The organism is Streptomyces sp. NPDC001231 (assembly GCF_042896885.1).
Taxonomy (GTDB): domain Bacteria; phylum Actinomycetota; class Actinomycetes; order Streptomycetales; family Streptomycetaceae; genus Streptomyces.
Window position 1 is genome coordinate 68895 of sequence record NZ_JBIAXS010000004.1, and the last position, 14574, is coordinate 83468.

General features: G+C 72.0%; 11 protein-coding genes. 6 read left to right on the forward strand and 5 right to left on the reverse strand.

All coding sequences use genetic code 11. The annotated features are described in order from the left end of the window. The first annotated feature begins 5 nt into the window (after positions 1–5). Positions 6–1235 (forward strand): aminopeptidase P family protein, encoded by a 1230-nt coding sequence (locus ACFY3J_RS06575; RefSeq protein ID WP_390840423.1) that lies wholly within the window; start codon positions 6–8, stop codon positions 1233–1235. An 88-nt stretch (positions 1236–1323) separates the two neighbouring features. Next, positions 1324–2145 (forward strand): IclR family transcriptional regulator, encoded by an 822-nt coding sequence (locus ACFY3J_RS06580; RefSeq protein WP_384171910.1) that lies wholly within the window; start codon positions 1324–1326, stop codon positions 2143–2145. Positions 2146–2680: 535 nt separating this feature from the next. Here ACFY3J_RS06580 and ACFY3J_RS06585 read toward each other — a convergent pair. Both ACFY3J_RS06585 and ACFY3J_RS06590 read right to left on the reverse strand, forming a co-directional pair. Continuing rightward, positions 2681–3556: a polysaccharide deacetylase gene (locus tag ACFY3J_RS06585; RefSeq protein WP_384171913.1), complete on the reverse strand. Its 876-nt coding sequence runs from the start codon at positions 3554–3556 to the stop codon at positions 2681–2683. Beyond that, positions 3537–5027: a purine-cytosine permease family protein gene (locus ACFY3J_RS06590; protein ID WP_384171916.1), complete on the reverse strand. Its 1491-nt coding sequence runs from the start codon at positions 5025–5027 to the stop codon at positions 3537–3539. The genes ACFY3J_RS06585 and ACFY3J_RS06590 overlap by 20 nt, the downstream gene beginning before the upstream one ends. A 135-nt stretch (positions 5028–5162) precedes the next feature. On the opposite strand from ACFY3J_RS06590, the gene ACFY3J_RS06595 reads away from it, so the two are divergent. Next, positions 5163–6677, forward strand: coding sequence for a PucR family transcriptional regulator (locus tag ACFY3J_RS06595; protein WP_384171919.1), 1515 nt, complete (start codon positions 5163–5165; stop codon positions 6675–6677). A 33-nt stretch (positions 6678–6710) separates the two neighbouring features. On the opposite strand, the gene ACFY3J_RS06600 is transcribed toward ACFY3J_RS06595, so the two are convergent. After that, on the reverse strand, positions 6711–7514 hold the full coding sequence (locus tag ACFY3J_RS06600) for a class II aldolase/adducin family protein (RefSeq protein WP_384171922.1): 804 nt from the start codon (positions 7512–7514) through the stop codon (positions 6711–6713). A 20-nt stretch (positions 7515–7534) separates the two neighbouring features. Further along, positions 7535–8506, reverse strand: coding sequence for a C-terminal binding protein (locus ACFY3J_RS06605; RefSeq protein WP_390840424.1), 972 nt, complete (start codon positions 8504–8506; stop codon positions 7535–7537). Between the two features lie 208 nt (positions 8507–8714). Here ACFY3J_RS06605 and ACFY3J_RS06610 point away from each other — a divergent pair, with 208 nt between their 5' ends. From ACFY3J_RS06610 to ACFY3J_RS06620, 3 genes are all read left to right on the forward strand, one after another. Then, the gene (locus ACFY3J_RS06610) at positions 8715–9632 is read left to right on the forward strand and encodes an Lrp/AsnC family transcriptional regulator (RefSeq protein ID WP_384171929.1); all 918 of its coding nucleotides are present in this window, start codon (positions 8715–8717) and stop codon (positions 9630–9632) included. A 182-nt stretch (positions 9633–9814) separates the two neighbouring features. Further along, a complete protein-coding gene (locus tag ACFY3J_RS06615; RefSeq protein WP_390840425.1) occupies positions 9815–11467 on the forward strand; it encodes an amidohydrolase in 1653 nt (550 codons plus the stop codon). 98 nt (positions 11468–11565) lie between these two features. Then, entirely contained in the window at positions 11566–12909 is a 1344-nt protein-coding gene (locus ACFY3J_RS06620; RefSeq protein WP_384171934.1) for an MFS transporter, read from the forward strand. 69 nt (positions 12910–12978) lie between these two features. On the opposite strand, the gene ACFY3J_RS06625 is transcribed toward ACFY3J_RS06620, so the two are convergent. Beyond that, the gene (locus ACFY3J_RS06625) at positions 12979–14400 is read right to left on the reverse strand and encodes an aspartate ammonia-lyase (RefSeq protein ID WP_390840426.1); all 1422 of its coding nucleotides are present in this window, start codon (positions 14398–14400) and stop codon (positions 12979–12981) included. Positions 14401–14574 lie beyond the last annotated feature (174 nt).

Consider the following 14574-nt stretch of genomic DNA (forward strand, 5'->3'; position numbering starts at 1 on the left):
TACCCGTGTCCGCTGCCGACCTCGAGCGCCTGAAGCTGATCCGCAACGGTGAGAAGGAGCGACTGACCTTCTCCGACGCCGAGATGGAGCGCCGGCTGTCGATGCTCCGCAAGGCGATGGCCGAAACGGGCGTCGACGTCGCCCTGTTCACCTCGTACCACAACATCAAGTACTACTCCGACTTCCTCTTCACCTCCTTCGGCCGCCCCTACGCGCTGATCGTCACCACGGACGACCAGATCACCGTCTCCGCCAACATCGACGCCGGCATGCCGTGGCGGCGCACCTTCGGCGACAACGTCGTCTACACCGACTGGCACCGCGACAACTACATCCACGTCATCAAGGAGACGCTGAGGGGGCGGGCCGTCACGCCGCGCCGGATCGGCATCGAGCACGACAGCCTGCCGCTGGACACCCTGCGGAAGTTCGAAGCCGCCTTCCCCGACGCGGAGTTCGCCGACATCGCGCAGTCCGCCATGCGGCAGCGGATGGTCAAGTCGGACGAGGAGATCGCCCTGATCAAGGAGGGCGCGCGGGTCGGCGACCTGGGCGGCGAGGCCATCCGCGCGGCGATCCACGAGGGCGTCTCGGAGTACGAGGTCGCGCTGGCCGGCACGGACGCCATGGTCCGCGAGATCGCCCGCGCGTACCCGCACACGGAGATCCGCGACACCTGGGTGTGGTTCCAGTCGGGCATCAACACCGACGGCGCCCACAACTGGCCCACCACCCGCAAGGTGGGCCGCGGCGACATCCTGAGCCTCAACTGCTTCCCGATGATCTCGGGTTACTACACCGCGCTGGAGCGGACCCTCTTCTACGGCGAGCCCGACGCCCGGTCGCTCGAACTGTGGGAGATCAACGTCGAGGTGCACCGGCGCGGTCTGGAACTGATCAAGCCGGGGATCAGCTGCGCGGAGATCGCCCACTCGCTCAACGAGACCTACATCGGCCACGGCCTGCTGCCCAACCGCACCTTCGGCTACGGCCACTCGTTCGGTGTGCTGTCCCACTACTACGGCCGCGAGGCGGGGCTCGAACTGCGCGAGGACATCGACACCGTGCTCGAACCGAACATGGTGGTGTCCATGGAGCCGATGATCATGGTGCCCGAGGGCGAGCCGGGCGCCGGTGGTTACCGTGAGCACGACATCCTGGTCGTGACCGAGAACGGCGCCGAGAACATCACCAAGTTCCCCTTCGGTCCTGAGCACAACATCCTGGGCGTCTGATCGCGAACCCGACGGCACGCGGTGCCGCACCGGCCCTCCCCGGGTCGGCGCGGCACCGCGCCGTGCCGTGCACACCGAGGGAGCGCCGATGGCGGACAGGCGGACGGACCCGAGCGGCGAGGACACGGGAACGGCGGAGAACCGGGGGATCTCCGTCCTGCGCAACGGGATCTCCGTCCTGCTCTGCTTCAGCGCGCGGGAGCCCCTGCTCGGGGTCACCGACATCGCCGCCCGGGTCGGTCTGCACAAGAGCACCGTCTCCCGCATCCTCGCCACCCTGGAGCGGGCCGGCCTGGTCGAACGGGCGGCCGGCTCCCGGCGTTTCCGGCTCGGCCTGGGCGTCATCGCCATGGCCGGGCCCCTGCTCGCGGACCTCGATGTGCGCCGCGTCGCCCACCCGGTGCTGCGGGAACTGACCCGGCGCACCGGTGAGACCTCGGCGCTGATGCTGTGGAACGGCACCGAGGCCGTCTGCGTCGAGCAGGTCCCCAGCCCTCACGAGGTCAAGCACACCACCGCGCTGGGCACCCGTTACCACACCGCCGCCAGTTCGTCGGTGCGGGTGTTCCTGGCCCAGCTGCCCGGCAGCACCGTCCGCGCCCTGCTCACCAGCGGCACGCTGGTCCTGCCCGGGCTCGACGAGACGGTGCTCGAGGCGTATCTGTCCCAGCTCGACGCGATGCACGGGCAGGGCTACGCCGCGAACTTCGGGGAGACCTCGTTGCAGGAGGCCGGCGTGGCCGCACCGGTCTTCGACCACCGTGGCGAGGTGGCCGCGGCCGTTCTCGCCTCGGCGCCCCGCTACCGCGTCTCCCCCGACCGGCTGCCGGTTCTCGGCGAGGCGGTACGCGCCGCCGCCGACCAGGTGACCCGCCGACTCGGCGGCCACGGCCCGGACCGGCCACGGTAACGGGGATGACCGTGCGGAACGCGCCGCCCGTCCATGACCCACCCTCACCACGCCGGAGAGGACCGGGGCAGCCCCTTCCAAGGGCGCACCGGACACATCGCGCCCCGGCCTGTGCCACAGCGCGCGGTACGAGCCGCCCCCAGCCGGACGGCACCACGGCAACCCGACCACCGAAGACCGAACACACCGCACTCCCAGCGATCCGCCCAGGTGGTTCCGCGGGAGGCCGGTGCCGCCGGCCACCACCCCGTCCCGTCCCGGTCTTCAGGACAGCCCGGCCTCCTGAGAGGACCGGGGCAGACCAAGGGCGCACCGGACACATCGCGCCCCCGGCCGACACCACGGCACGCCGTACCCACCGCCGGCCGGACGGCGCCAGGGCAACCCGGCGGCCACGACCCCGGACACCCAGCCGCCCGAAGACCGAACGCGCCGAGCTCCCGGCGGTCCGCCCAGGCGGTTCCGCGGGAGCTCGGCGCCTTCGTCGGGCGCTGCCCGTCCGGTGCCGACCGGGCCGGGGCCACCCGGGCCGGTGCTAGCCGTGGCTCGTGGTGAGTGAGTCGGGTGCTTCGACGCGCTCGATGTGCCGGATCTCCTTGACGGTCCCGGCCGTGTGGGCCGCGATCTCCTCCAGCGTGGTGATCCACATGCCGTCCAGGGCGCGCACGTCCTCGATCAGCCGTTCCAGGGCCGCCGCCCTGGAGGGGCGGCCGGAGATGAAGGGGTGGTTGGTCAGGACGAAGCAGCCGCTCTCGGCGTGGTGGGCCTGCGCCTCCAGCAGCCACATCTCGTGCACCTTGCGAGGACTCTCGATCACCCCGCTGCCCGTCCAGCCGGGGTAGAAGGCGTACTGCTCCCAGTCGTCCAGGCCCCAGTCGACGGGGATCTCGACCAGGCTGCCCGTCGCCCCGGTGCCGTGCAGCCGGTACGGGGTGTCGCCGTCGAGCAGACTGGAGTCGTACTGGAAGCCGCGCTCGATGAGCAGGTCGGGGGTGTGCCAGTTCATCTCCCACCACGGGGCCCGGTAGCCGGCCGGGCGGATGCCGAGCCGGTCCAGCGCCTCCAGGCCGCGGTCGAGGTACTCGGCCTCCCGCGCCGCGTCGATGCCCCGCATCGGCTCGTGGAGGTAGCCGTGGTGCGCCACCTCGTGCCCCTCGTCGACGATGCTCCGCACCATGTCGGGGTAGGTGTCGGCGGTGAATCCGGGGACGAAGAACGTGGCCTTCACGTCCTGGCGCCGCAGCAGCCGCAGCAGCCTGGGCACGCCGGCCCGCGGGCCGTAGGCCTGGTGGGTCATCAGCGACATCCGCGACGAGGCCGAGGGGTCGTGCGCGAGGACGCACGACTCGGCGTCGACGTCGAAGGTGAACGCGGCGGCGGCGCGGCGGCCGTCAGGCCAGGGGAAGTTCATCGTCGGTCCTTTCCGGGACGGAGGGGAGGGCGGCGGACCGGGCCGGGCGTGCCGCACGCGGTCCGAGCACCGCGTAGACCGTCGCGCTGGTGACGCCGCCGGCCAGCCACGACAGGTCCACGCCGCCGAGGGCGACGGCGACGGGCCCCTGGAAGACCGGGATCACCCCGTACATGAACAGCCAGGTGGCGAGGACGCCGGCGAAGAACGCGGTGTAACCGGCCCAGTTGACGTTGGGAAGCCGCCTCGTGCCCACGGGGTCGAAGAGCCGCTCGACCTGGATCGAGCCGCGCTCGACCCGGTAGTAGTGGACGAGCATGATGCCGCCCCACGTGGACACCCAGGCCACCAGGCCGACCAGCCAGGTGTCGAGGACGGAGGCGAAGTCCGACTGGTAGATGAAGAAGACCACGGCGGCCATGGAGAGCACGCCGACCACGCTGCTCAGCGTGCGCCGCGGCACCCGGATGTCCAGGGCCTGGGTGGCGACGGTGAAGGTGTAGATGTTCAGGATGTTGGTCGCCACGGGGCCGTGCAGGACGAGCAGCAGCACGGGGATGGCGAGCGCCCCGAAGTTGTCGACGATGAGGCGGCCCGGGTCGACGGAGCCGTTCTTGGTGGCGAGGGTGGCGCCGAGCACCCCCAGCCACACCACGGGGATGAACTGCCCCAGGGTGCTTGCCAGATAGAGCCTGCTCCGGGGCATGCTCGTGCTGACGAAACGCGAGTAGTCCGCCGCGTAGGTGAACCAGGTGATGCCCCAGCCGATGCCGATCGCGGTCATCACCCCGGTCATGGCGGCCAGGCGCGCGCCGCCGGTGAGCACGTGTCCGGGCGGACCCGCGTACGACCAGTCGATGTGCAGGAAGAACCAGGCCACCACCGACATGGCCACCAGGACCGCGATGGTGGGCGGCACCGTCCAGCGTTCGAAGGCGGAGATCGCGCGGTAGCCGATCCACGAGATGCACACCTGGACCGCCATGATCACGGCCGCGACGACGATCTTCCACGCGTGGTTGGCGCCGTGCGGATCGACCAGGCCGATCTTGCCCAGCAGGGCCATGACCAGGTCCAGGATGATCCAGGTGTTGACCGAGCACCAGCCGATCGCCAGGAACGCCTGGATGGCGGCGGGCAGATAGTTGCCGCGACGCCCGAAGGCGGCGCGCCCCAGTACCATGCCGGTCACACCGGTGCGCTGGCCCATGAGGACGAAGACGCCGAAGAAGGCCATGCCGATGAGGTTGCCGACGATCAGCACGATGAGCGTGTCGGACAGGCCCAGGCCGAGCTGGATGCCGAGCGCCCCCAGGACCCAGTTGATCGGGGCGATGTTGGCGCCGCACCAGATCCAGAACTGGCCGGAGACGCTGTTGGTCCGGGCCGACTCCGGGACGGGCTGCAACGCGGCCTCGACCTCCGGGACGGTGGACGGTGGCGGGGACGAGGGTGCGGAAGAAGCAGACATGGGTTGACCCCCAGGTTGAGGCGGCCTGTTCGCCCGCTGGGGCGGGCCGCTTGCCCCGCAATCCTGGTGGTCCCGGTCATACGGAACAAGAAACGATCTGTCATACAGTTGTCCCGCCGTGCTAAACAAATCGTCATGCTGATGTCGCTGTCGCGGGTCCTCGCCCATCCGAGCCTCGCACCGGCCGAGCCACGGGTCCTGGCCGGATCGCGGGGTCTGGAGCGGACCGTGCGCTGGCTCCACTCCAGCGAGGTCCTGGAGGTGGCGCCGCTGCTGCGCGGCGGTGAGCTGCTGCTGACCGGCGGCACCATGCTGGCCCGCGCGAGCGAGGACGAGCAGCGCGCGTACGTCCGGAGCCTGGCCGTCCGGGGAGTCACGGGCGTCGCGATCGAGACCGGCGGCGACCTCCGGGAGGTTCCGGCGCCGCTCGTCGAGGAGGCGGCCGCGCGGGACTTCCCCGTCGTCGAGCTGCGGCGGGTGGTCCCGTTCGTGGAGGTCGCCGAAGTGATCAACGGCGCCCTGATCAACGACTCCGTGGCGCGGCTGCGCTCGGTGGACGCGCTCTCCCAGGAGCAGTCCGAACTGCTCGCCGAGGGCGCCGGCCTGCAGGAGGTGCTGGACGCGCTCGTGCGGCACACGTCGACGGCGGCCGCCGTCTTCGACGCGAACGACCGGCTCATCACCGTCAGCAGCCCCGAGGAGGACCCGGGGAGCGGGCCCGCGCGGGAGGAGCCGACCCCGTTCGACGGCATGGGGACACGGCTGACGATCCGCGGGGTCCCCGCGGCCACCCTCGTGCTCTACCCGGACGCCGACGCGGACGTCGAGACGCTGGAACTGGCACAGGACCGGACGGTGGAGGCCCTGAAGCTGGCACTGCTGCGGTTCCGGCCGCCGGGCCCGCGGGAGTTCGCCGCGAGTGAACTCGTCCGGCTGGCCGCCGCGGACGGCGCCCATCCGCAGCGGATCCGCCGGCTGGGCGTGTCGATCGGTTTCAGCGCCGACGCGCCGGTCATCGGGGTGGCCGCCCGCGCCACCGGGCCGTCGGCCGAACTGCGCCGCCTGGACGATCTGCTGTCCCGCTACGGCCGGACCGCGGTCGACGTGCCGTCCCCGCTCGCCGTGCACACACTCCTGTCACTGCGGGACCGCGACGGCGCCGCCGGCCTGCGGGCCCGGCTCGTCGCCGATCTCACCGAGTGGCGCTCGTCCGACCGGACGGCGATCGCGGTCGGCCCGCTGATGCCGGCCCTGGAGGACGCGGCCGTCTCACTGGGCGCGGCGCTGGAGTGCGTGCGCCGCCCCACGCGCGCGTTCCGGGCCGGGGTGGTCGACGCCACCGAGCTGAGTGCGGAGCGGCTGCTGCTCGACGACGAGCTGCGCATCCCGGCGGAGCGGCTCGTACGGGAACAGCTCGGGCTCCTGCTCACCCTGCGGCACGAGGAACGCGACCTCCTGCTCACCACCCTGGAGACGTATTTCGAGACCGGCTTCAACAAGACCCGCGCGGCGGCGGAACTGCATCTGCAACGCCAGTCCCTCTACGCGCGGTTGCAGCGCGCCTTCGACCTCCTGGGCGGCGATCCGACGGGAACGCCCCGGGCGCTGGCCCTGCACCTGGCGCTGCGCGTCCACCGCCGGCTCGTCTGACCGCGGCCCCCGCCGGGGCCGGCCAGGTGGTGGTCAGTCCTTGTAGTCGGGGCAGGTCCGGTCGAGCAGGCGCAGCAGCGCCGCCCAGGCGAGTTCGTAAGCGTCGACGTCCTCGAAGTCCGAGGTCGCCTCGCCCGCGAGCTGCTGGGCGGTGTACTCGCAGACCTCGGCCGACGGGACGACGAGGGGGCCGCCGCCCGCCTGCGCGGTCACCTGGATCTCGCAGGCCTTCTCCAGGTAGTACATGCGCAGGAACGCCTGGGCCGCGCTCTCGCCGACCGTCAGCAGCCCGTGGTTGCGCAGGATCAGGGCGGGGTGGCCTCCGATGTCGGCGACGAGGCGCCGCTGTTCGTCGAGGTTGAGGGCGACGCCCTCGTAGTCGTGGTAGCCGACCCGGTTGTGGAACTCCATCGACATCTGGTTGACCGGCAGCAGCCCGTCGCGCTGGGCGGCGACGGCGCAGCCCGCCTTGGTGTGGGTGTGCAGCACGCACCGCGCGTCCTCGCGTGCGGCGTGGATCGCGCTGTGGATGACGAAACCGGCCGGGTTGACCGGGTACGGGGTCGGCTCGACCGGGTTGCCGGACAGGTCGATCTTCACCAGGTTCGAGGCGGTGATCTCCTCGAACAGCAGGCCGTAGGGGTTGATCAGGAAGTGGTGGTCCGGGCCCGGCAGCCGCAGCGAGATGTGCGTGAAGATCAGGTCGGTCATGCGGAAGTGCGCGACGAGCCGGTAGACGGCGGCCAGTTCGCGGCGCAGCCGCAGCTCCTCGGCTGCCGGATCGAGGGCCGGCGCGGCCGGGCTCCGGGTGGCGGGTGTGCTCAGCAGGTCGGTCATGGGGGCTCCTTCGGAACTGTTCAGGCCTCGGGGTCGACGACGGGCGTGAGGGGGCGGCCGGTGCGCTGCCAGGCGATGACGTTCTCGGCGGGCTCGCACACGTACGCGCGGCGCGAGGCGTCGGACAGGAAGGCGCTGTGCGGGGACAGCCGGATGCGCGGGTGGCCGCACAGCGGGTCGTCGGCGGGCGGGGGCTCCACGGGCAGGACGTCGAGGGCGGCTCCGGCGAGCCGGCCGCTGTCGAGCGCCCGGAGCAGGGCCTCGGGGTCGACGAGTTCGCCGCGGGAGACGTTCACCAGTAGGCCGCCCGGCCGCATGCGGGCGAGCAGCCCGTCGTCGACCATGCCCCGGGTCCGGTCGGTGAGCGGGACGTGCAGGGACAGCACGTCCGCCGCGCCCACCAGTTCGTCCAGTTCGAGCCGGTCGACACCGGCCGGCCATCCGGAGGGGTCGGCCTGCGGGTCGTACGCGGCGAGGCGGCCGAAGACGGGAGTCGCGATCCGGACGAGTTCCCGGGCGATGCGGCCCATCCCTACCAGCCCCAGCGTCAACCCACTGGCTCGGCGCGGCAGTTCGGCTGCGGCGAAGTCGGCGGCCCAGCCCCCGCCGCGCACCACGGCGTCGGCCTGCGGCAGCCGGCGTACGAGGGAGAGGGCCGAGGCGAGGGCGTGGACGGCGACGTCCTCGGTGGCGGTGCCGGGCAGGTTGGTCACCCACAGGCCGCGCCGGCGGGCCGCGGCGGCGTCGATCATGTCGTACCCGGCCGACATGGTGGCGAGGACGCGCAGCCGCGGCAGGCGGTCGAGGAGTGCCTCGTCCACGCGCGCGTAGCCGACGATCAGCGCCACCGCGTCATGAGCCGCGGCCGCGATGGCCTCGGGGTCGCGGCTGCCGGCGATCCGCACGGCGAAACCCGCGTCGGTGAGGAGCCGGACGCCCGGCTCCGGGTCCAGCTCGCCCAGGTCCGTGTAGACGACCACGGGTTGCCCCACAGCGACCTCCTCAACCGATTCGACCGTTCAGAACGCCCTCAACCTACGTTTCGACTGATCCGATGTCCATTGGTGATTGACTCGACTGTGCAGTGATACGCATCACCCGCCGATGGACCCGGCGGACGATGCCCGAGAATGACACCGGACCCGGGCGCCGCCGCACCACGGGCCGACACACCGAAGGAACCGAGGGGGAACAGCCCAGGTGGATCTGGACCACACCGACCTCGCCGTCGTACGCGAACTGCAGACGGACGGCCGCCTCACCTACGAGACACTGGCCCAGCGCGTGGGCCTGTCACGGCCCGCCACCCGGGCCCGGGTCCAGCGGATGCTGGACTCCGGCGCGGTGCGCGTGGTGGCCATCGTGCACCCCGCCGTACGCGGACTGACCGCCTCGGCGCACCTGTCGATCGACACCTACGGCGCGGCCGGACCGGTGGCGCGCGCCATCGCCGCGATGCCCCAGGCACCGTTCGTCACCCTCACGGCGGGACAGCGGGCCATCATGACCGAGCTGCGCACCGAGGGGTTCGCCGAGCTGGACCGGGCGATCGAGCGGGTGCGCACCCTGCCGGGCGTTCGGACGATCGATCCGCTGATCACCACCCGCCAGCTGAAGGACCCCTACCTGCTCCCCGACCCCCCGGCCGCCACCGAGCTCGACGAGTTGGACCGGCGGATCCTGGACGAGCTGGAGCGCGACGGCCGGCTGCCGTTCGCCGAACTCGCCGACCGGGTGGGGCTGTCGGCGGGCGCCACCAGGTCCCGCACGCTGCGGCTGCTCGACGGCGGCGTCGCGAAGGTGCTCGCCCTGGTGCGGCCCGAACTACTGGGCATGGGCCACCTCTGCGGCTTCGCGGTGCGCCTGGACGGTCCCGCGGATCCGGTGGCCGAGCGGCTCGCCTCCTGGGACCGCGTGTCGTTCCTGTCCGCCTGCATCGGCCGGGCCGATCTGGTCGGCACCATCACGGCCGAGTCGCTGCCCGCGCTCCTGGCCACCCTGGAGCGGATGCGGGCGTGCGAGCAGGTGAGCGGCGTGGAGAGCTGGCTGCACATGGAACTGGTGAAGGAGCGCTACGACCCGGGAGCCCCGGCCCCGGCACCGGACGCCGGAGCATGAACCGCCGACAATCACCACCTCTGACGGACGATCCGTAAGCACACACCCCCGACACCTTCCGAAATTTTTCCCTAAAGCACCTCTAGCCAATCTGTCGTTCGTTATCTATCGTCCAGGCGAACGAATCAGCCGTAGCGTCGCCTCCGCGTACCTTCGGCGTCCCCTGGTCGAAAGCAGGCCCCATGCACCACCCTCTCGACGACCCCGACCGCACCCTGCTGGTGACCGGCGCCGCGATCGCCTCCGCCGGCACCACGACCCGCGCGGAAGCCCTGGCCGTGCGCGGCGACCGGATCGTGCACGTCGGCACCGCCGACGACGCCCGCGCCGCGCTCGGCCGCGTGGACCACGAACTGGAGCTCGACGGCGGTCTGGTCCACCCCGGTTTCGTCGACGCGCACTGCCACCCGGTGATGTACGGCCAGGCCCTGGCCTGGGTCGACTGCCGACCCGAGCGCGTGCCGGACATCGACACCCTGGTCGACGTACTGCGCGACGCCGCCCGCGACCTGCCCGCCGGAGTCCCGGTGCGCGGCTTCGGCTACGAGCACCGCCGCCTCGCCGAACGCCGCCACCCCACCCGCCACGACCTCGACCGCGTCGCCGACGACCGCGAGGTCTACGTGATGAACGCCTCCGGTCACGGCGGCGTCGTCAACTCCCACACGCTGCGGACCTGCGGCATCACGGCCGGCACCCCGGACCCCGAGGGGGGCAGCATCGGCCGTTTCGCCTCCGGCGAGCCCGACGGGCAGCTGTGGGACGCCGCGTGCGACCTGCTCACCGGACCGGGCGGGGTGAAGATCGGCAACCACGGCCCGAACTTCCACCTCACCGAGCCGGACGCCGTCATGGCCGACCATCTGGCGCGCGCCCAGGAGGTCTTCCTGGCCGCCGGTGTCACCACGGTCGGTGACGCGCAGGCCTCGCGCCGCGAGATGGAGACCTATCTGCGGGCGCAGGAGTCCGGCTCACTGCGCATGCGTGTGTCGGCGTACCTCACCTCCGCGCTGCTGGACACCGCGCTCGAACTCGGCGTCGTCCACGGCTTCGGCGGCGACCTGTTCCGTGTGCAGGGCGTGAAGTTCTACGCGGACGGCACGCTGGGCGGCTGGACCGCCTACTTCCCCGAGGGCTACGCCGCCGACTGCTGCCACCACGGGCAGCTGTACCACTCGGTCGAGGAGTACGCGGAGATCGTCGCGCGGGCCCATCGGGCGGGGTTGCAGACCGCGACGCACGCCCAGTCCCCGTACGCCATCGGCATGGTCCTCGACGCGGTCGAGAAGGCGCAGGCCGACCGGCTCCGGCCGGACATGCGGCACCGTATCGAGCACTGCGGACTGCCCACCGACGAGCAGATCGAGCGCATGGGCGCGCTGGGGGTCGTCCCGGTCATGCAGCCGCAGCACCACCTGCGGACCGGCGACGGCACACTGACCGCCGTCGGCGAGCTCGGCCACCGCTACAACCCCGCGGGCCGCTGCCTCACGGCCGGTGTTCCGGTCGTGTTCAGCTCCGACGCGCCGGTCGCCCCGCCCGCCCCGCTGGAGGCGGTCTCCACGGCCGCCACCCGGCGCACGGTCCTGGGCACCGTCCTGGGCGACGAGGCACTGCGGCTGCCGGTCGCCGACGGCCTGCACGCGCACACCGCCGCGGCCGCCCGCGCCCTGCACCGCGAGCACGCGGTGGGCGCGCTGGCGCCGGGCATGCTCGCCGACTTCGTCGTCCTCGACGCCGATCCCCTGCACACCGCGGCCGACGAACTCGCCGGCATCGGCGTGCGCGAGACCTGGATCGGCGGCACCCGCGCCTGGGCGGCCCCCGGCCGCTGAGGGTCCCGCCCCCGCTCCGTCCCCTTCCCCCGGGAGCGGCGCGCACCGCCGCGCCGCTCTCCCGCTCCCCCGTCCCCACCCTCAGCCGGAGGTCCCGCATGCCGGACCGCACCCACCAGCCCGATCCGAGAAACGCGCGCAGAGCCGCGCTGGCCGCCCTGGCCGGCACCTCGATCGAGTGGTACGACTTCTACGCCTTCGCCACCGCCGCGGCCATCGTCTTCAACGACGTGTTCTTCCCCGCGGACATGCCCTCGCTGCTCAAGACCCTGTCCGCGTTCGGCACGTTCGCCGTCGGCTTCCTGCTGCGACCGCTCGGCGGCATCGTGTTCGGGCACATAGGCGACCGGGTGGGACGCAAGAAGACCCTCGTCATCACCCTGCTGATGATGGGCATCGCGTCCTTCGCCATCGGCCTGCTGCCGACCTACGCCCAGGTCGGTGCCCTGGCTCCGGTCCTGCTCATCGTCCTGCGCCTGGTCCAGGGTGTCGCGATCGGCGGCGAGTGGGGCGGCGCGGTGCTGATCGCGGTGGAGAACGCCCCGAAGGGCAGGAGGACCTTCTTCGGCTCGTTCGCCCAGCTCGGTTCGTCCGTCGGCGCCCTGCTCTCCACCGGCGCCTTCAGCCTGATGAACCTCTTCGGCCACGACGCGTTCCTCAGTTGGGGCTGGCGCGTGCCGTTCCTCGCCTCCGCCGTGCTCGTCGCCATCGGACTCGTCATCCGCGTCAAGCTCGAGGACTCCCCGGTGATGTCCGAGGTGCGCGAGGAGCGCGGGACCGAGGCCAAGCTGCCGGTGGCGGAGGTGCTCCAGAATGCCTGGCGCACCGTGCTGGTCGGCGTCTTCGCCCTGGCCACGGCCACCGGCGGCTACTACGTGGTGACCAGCTACCTGCTGTCCTACGGCACCGGGCACCTGCACCTGTCCGAGTCGATGCTGCTCAACGGCCTGACGCTGGCGGCCTTCCTCGAACTGCTGGTGACCCCGGGCCTGGCCTGGCTCGGCGACCGCGTCGGCGCGCACAAGGTCGTCATCGCCGGACTCGCCGGAGTCGTCGTCCTGGCGGCGCCGCAGTTCATGGCGATGGGCACGGGCAGCGTCGCACTGATCTACCTGATGATGCTCGCGATGCGGTTCGTGATGTCGGCCCTGTACGGACCGATCGCCGCGATCCTCGCCGAAGGTTTCGAACCGCACGTCCGCTACACCGGGATCTCCCTGTCGTACCAGGTCTGCAACCTGATCTTCGGCGGCTTCGCGCCGGTGGCCTGTGTGTCCCTGGCCGCGCTGGCGGGCGGCCACTACTGGCCCCCGGCCGTGCTGCTGATGGTGATCTCGGCGATCGGCATCTGGTGCACGGGGCGTCTGCACACCGCCCGCGTGCGGCGGGAGGCCGCTCGGCCGGCCACCGCGGAGGCGGATCCGCTGCCGGCGGTCTCCTGACTACTCACGGCGGGGAGGGCGGGCTCCTCTCGGGTTCTTCTTCGAGTCCGCCCTCCCCGCCGTGCGGGTTCAGCCGTCGGACCGCCGCTCGCGCAGCGGGCCCACGAGCCGTTCGGGGTCGCCGAGCAGGGCGACCAGCGTCGTGTCGTCGAGCAGGTGCTGGACGCGGATCTCCTCGACCACGCTGGTTCCGTTGCGCAGCGCCGCCTGGGCCACCTCGGTCGCCCGGTGATACCCCAGGTGCGGCACCAGCGCGGTCACCAGCCCGATCGAGCGCTCCACACCCGCCCGCAGCCGGTCCTGGTCGGCGGTGATGCCGTGCACGCACCTGGTCGCCAACAGGCGGCAGGCGGCGGTCAGTTCGGCCAGACCCTGGAACAGGCAGCGGGCCACGACCGGTTCGAAGGCGTTCAGCTGGAGCTGTCCTGCCCCGGCGGCCATCGACACCGTGACGTCGTTGCCCACCACGCAGAACGCGACCTGGTTCACCATCTCCGCGATCACCGGGTTCACCTTGCCCGGCATGATGCTGGATCCCGCCTGCACCGCGGGCAGCCGGATCTCGGCCAGACCGGCCCGCGGGCCCGAGGACAGCAGCCGCAGATCACCGGCCACCTTGGACAGCTTCACCGCCGTGCGCTTGAGCACCCCCGAGAAATGCACCAGCGCTCCCACGTCCTGCGTGGCCTCCACAAGGTCCGCGGCGGAGACGAACGGCCGGCCGGTGAGCGCCGCCAGGTGCCGGGTGGCCAGCCGGGCGTACTCCGCGGGGGCGTTCAAGCCGGTTCCGATCGCCGTGCCGCCCAGGTTGACCTCCAACAGCAGTTCCCGGGCCTCGCGCAGGCGCTGCTGGTCCTCGGCCAGCATGACGGCGAACGCGCCGAACTCCTGCCCCAGGGTCATCGGCACCGCGTCCTGCAACTGGGTCCGGCCCATCTTGAGGAAGCCGGCGAACTCCGCCGCCTTGGCCCGGAACGCGTCCTCCAGCAGCGCCAGCGCGGCGAGCAGGTCGTCGGCCGCCTCGCAGAGCCCCACCCGCAGCGCCGTGGGATAGGCGTCGTTGGTGCTCTGCCCGAGGTTGACGTGTCCGTGCGGGTCGAGATACGCGTAGTCGCCCCGGGGACGGCCCAGGATCTCCAGGGCCCGGTTGGCGATCACCTCGTTGGCGTTCATGTTGGTCGAGGTGCCGGCCCCGCCCTGCAGGACGTCGACCACGAACTCCTCGTGCAGGTCTCCCTTCCGGATCTGCTCGCAGGCTTCGACGACGGCCCGCGCGCGGGATTCGTCGAGGAGGCCGAGATCCCGGTTGGCGAACGCGGCCGCCTGCTTGACCGTGGCGAGCGCGCTCACCAGGTGGGGGTACGTCGAGATCGGCGTGCCCGACACCGGGAAGTTCTCCAGGGCGCGGGCGGTGTGGATGCCCCAGCGCACGCCGTCGGGCACGTCGAGGCGACCGATCAGGTCCCGCTCGGTGCGAAACGAGGTCGTCATGCCGCCCCGCCTTTCTGCTTGATGACTTCCATGACTCGCCCGCGGACCCCACCTGCGGAGGCCCCGGGGGCGACGAACAAGAACAGCGCCCCGGAGCCCGGGACCCCCGGTCCGGTCCCGCGCCCACGACGCCCAACGGCTCCCGTCCGGCCGCCGCCAACAACCCCTCGCCCC

Coding starts and splice junctions, on each gene's coding strand:
- ACFY3J_RS06580 (WP_384171910.1), top strand. CDS start 1,324: ATGGCGGACAGGCGGACGGACCCGAGCGGCGAGGACACGGGAACGGCG.
- ACFY3J_RS06585 (WP_384171913.1), bottom strand. CDS start 3,556: ATGAACTTCCCCTGGCCTGACGGCCGCCGCGCCGCCGCCGCGTTCACC.
- ACFY3J_RS06590 (WP_384171916.1), bottom strand. CDS start 5,027: ATGTCTGCTTCTTCCGCACCCTCGTCCCCGCCACCGTCCACCGTCCCG.
- ACFY3J_RS06595 (WP_384171919.1), top strand. CDS start 5,163: ATGCTGATGTCGCTGTCGCGGGTCCTCGCCCATCCGAGCCTCGCACCG.
- ACFY3J_RS06600 (WP_384171922.1), bottom strand. CDS start 7,514: ATGACCGACCTGCTGAGCACACCCGCCACCCGGAGCCCGGCCGCGCCG.
- ACFY3J_RS06615 (WP_390840425.1), top strand. CDS start 9,815: ATGCACCACCCTCTCGACGACCCCGACCGCACCCTGCTGGTGACCGGC.
- ACFY3J_RS06620 (WP_384171934.1), top strand. CDS start 11,566: ATGCCGGACCGCACCCACCAGCCCGATCCGAGAAACGCGCGCAGAGCC.
- ACFY3J_RS06625 (WP_390840426.1), bottom strand. CDS start 14,400: ATGACGACCTCGTTTCGCACCGAGCGGGACCTGATCGGTCGCCTCGAC.